The organism is Mycobacterium sp. NPDC003449, assembly GCF_053588415.1.
This window is the reverse complement of the sequence record NZ_JBSFPX010000360.1, coordinates 1-1,938: the sequence shown is the minus strand read 5'-3', so window position 1 is coordinate 1,938 and position 1,938 is coordinate 1. Positions and strand designations below refer to the sequence as shown.

The window sequence follows — 1,938 nt, the reverse complement described above, 5'->3', positions numbered from 1 at the left end:
CGCGAGGGGAGCAGCCCCCGGTGACCGCCCGCTGCCGGTCGTGCGGCCGCCGCCTCCAGGACGCCGTGTCCATCGCGGCCGGGCTCGGCCCGAAGTGCCGGCGCGCCCTCACGGTGGCGGCCGCGGCCGGCGGCGGGCAGCTCGCCCTCGACATCCCCACCCCGACCCGGCCCCGCCGTCGGCGCCGCTCCCCGGTCCGCTGGCCACGCTGGCACCGCGACGGCCGCCGCATCACGACCCTGCCCGACATCGCCAACTACCAGGAGACCCACTGATGACCAGCTCGCCCAGCCTCGGCGCCGACCAGGCCGAGGAGATCCGCGCCGCCGCCCGCGACCTAGCCGCGGTAGACGGCATCGAGCACACGAGCGTCGCCCGCGAAGTGCTGCTCGACCTCGCCACAGCCCTGGCCGACCTCGCCACGCCCATCACCGCGCTCGTCGAGGAACACCTGAACGCCCGCGACGAGGACGCCGACTACACCCGCGAGGCGCACGAGGCCCTCGCCGCGCTCACCACTGCCGCGGCCGGACTGCACCACATCGCCAACAACCACTGACCCGCCCGGCCCGGCCGTCCCGTCACGACGGCCGGGCCCTTGCCCGGGTGGCGGAACGGCAGACGCCGCGATCTTAAAAATCGCTGCCCCGCTGGGGCGTACGGGTTCGAATCCCGTTCCGGGCTCTCACCTCAACCGATCAACGACCGAACGGAAGACGAGCACCATGCCTTACAAAGACCCAGAGGCACAGCGTGAGTACCAACGGGCCTGGGCGGCAAAGCGACGAGCCGCCAGTCGCGCTGCGTTCCTGGCAGACAAGTCCTGCGCGCGTTGCGGCTCCACCGAAGACCTTGAGCTGGATCACGTGAACCCCGCAGACAAGGTCTCGCACCGGATCTGGACCTGGTCCGAGAAGCGGCGAGTAGCCGAGCTGGCGAAGTGCCAGGTGCTCTGCAAGCCCTGTCACGACCGGAAGTGCGGGCTGGACGGGTTCGCCGACAGGACCCCTCGGCATGGCAGGGGTCGCTACGACAAGGGCTGCCGCTGCGCCATCTGCACAGCGGCGAACACCGAGCACGCCCAACGCGTTCGACGGAACCAGCGAACTCGGGAGCAGGAGGCCACACTCCGATGACCGCCCCCGTCCCGGCCGCGCTGCTCGCCGCCGCAGTCCTCCTCGCCGCCGGGTACGCCCTCGGCCGCATCCGCCCCTGGGACCGGCTCGCCACCTGGGCCAACTGGGAAGTCCGCTTCCACCTCGACCGCTGGGCGACCCGCCCCCGGCAAACCGCCCTGTTCGTGCTGCTGCTGATGACGGACCCGATCGGCACGGTGCGCGCCTGGCGGCACCGCCACGACCCGCCGGCGCCCCGCAGTGCGCCCGCGCGCAGCCAGTTCCTCGCCAACCAGGAGAACGACCAATGACCGACGTCAGCCCCGCCGACCAGATCCGCGCCGCCGCCGAGCTGCTGCGCGCCCTCGCCACCGCCGCCAGCACCGATCCCGACGGACTCCCAACCGCCCGCTGGCACACCGAACCCTGCTGGCCCGACGACGACAGCACCCGCTTCCTCTACGGCGACCACCTCACCCGCGACGACGGCCGCCGCATCTCCTGGCCGCTGCTGAACCGCGGCGGCTCACCTCAACGGCCGTCGTACATGCACGGCCAGCACGCCGAGTACGCCGCCGCCATGGACCCGACCGTCGGCCTCGCCCTCGCCGACTGGCTCGACGCTGCCGCTGAAGATGCCGAGCAGGTCGGCCCCGACCCGCGTGCCGTCGCCGTGGCCCGTCGGATCCTCGGAGATGACCGTGCCTGACCTCACGCCCCAACCGCGCCCGCAGTGGAGCTCCGTGGCGCCACACGGGCCTCACAGCCCCTCAAGCGCCCCCACACCCACCGGAACCCCCGAACGGGCCGCACAGGCCCGTAC

At 72.9% G+C, this 1,938-nt stretch carries 4 protein-coding genes and 1 tRNA gene; all 5 read left to right on the top strand.

Translation table 11 applies throughout. The annotated features are described in order from the left end of the window. A partial coding sequence (locus tag ACWDTP_RS38285; RefSeq protein ID WP_450028418.1) for a DUF6011 domain-containing protein occupies positions 1-275 on the top strand: 275 nt, incomplete at its 5' end. After that, the gene (locus ACWDTP_RS38280) at positions 275-559 is read left to right on the top strand and encodes a hypothetical protein (protein WP_450028417.1); all 285 of its coding nucleotides are present in this window, start codon (positions 275-277) and stop codon (positions 557-559) included. The genes ACWDTP_RS38285 and ACWDTP_RS38280, both read left to right, overlap by 1 nt. Before the next feature lie 41 nt (positions 560-600). After that, positions 601-684: transfer RNA gene (locus ACWDTP_RS38275), tRNA-Leu, on the top strand. A gap of 448 nt (positions 685-1,132) precedes the next feature. Then, positions 1,133-1,426, top strand: coding sequence for a hypothetical protein (locus ACWDTP_RS38270; protein WP_450028416.1), 294 nt, complete (start codon positions 1,133-1,135; stop codon positions 1,424-1,426). Continuing rightward, positions 1,423-1,824, top strand: a complete 402-nt coding sequence (locus ACWDTP_RS38265) for a hypothetical protein (RefSeq protein WP_450028415.1) — start codon at positions 1,423-1,425, stop codon at positions 1,822-1,824. The genes ACWDTP_RS38270 and ACWDTP_RS38265 overlap by 4 nt, the downstream gene beginning before the upstream one ends. Positions 1,825-1,938: the final 114 nt, after the last annotated feature.

Coding starts and splice junctions, on each gene's coding strand:
- ACWDTP_RS38265 (WP_450028415.1), top strand. CDS start 1,423: ATGACCGACGTCAGCCCCGCCGACCAGATCCGCGCCGCCGCCGAGCTG.
- ACWDTP_RS38270 (WP_450028416.1), top strand. CDS start 1,133: ATGACCGCCCCCGTCCCGGCCGCGCTGCTCGCCGCCGCAGTCCTCCTC.
- ACWDTP_RS38280 (WP_450028417.1), top strand. CDS start 275: ATGACCAGCTCGCCCAGCCTCGGCGCCGACCAGGCCGAGGAGATCCGC.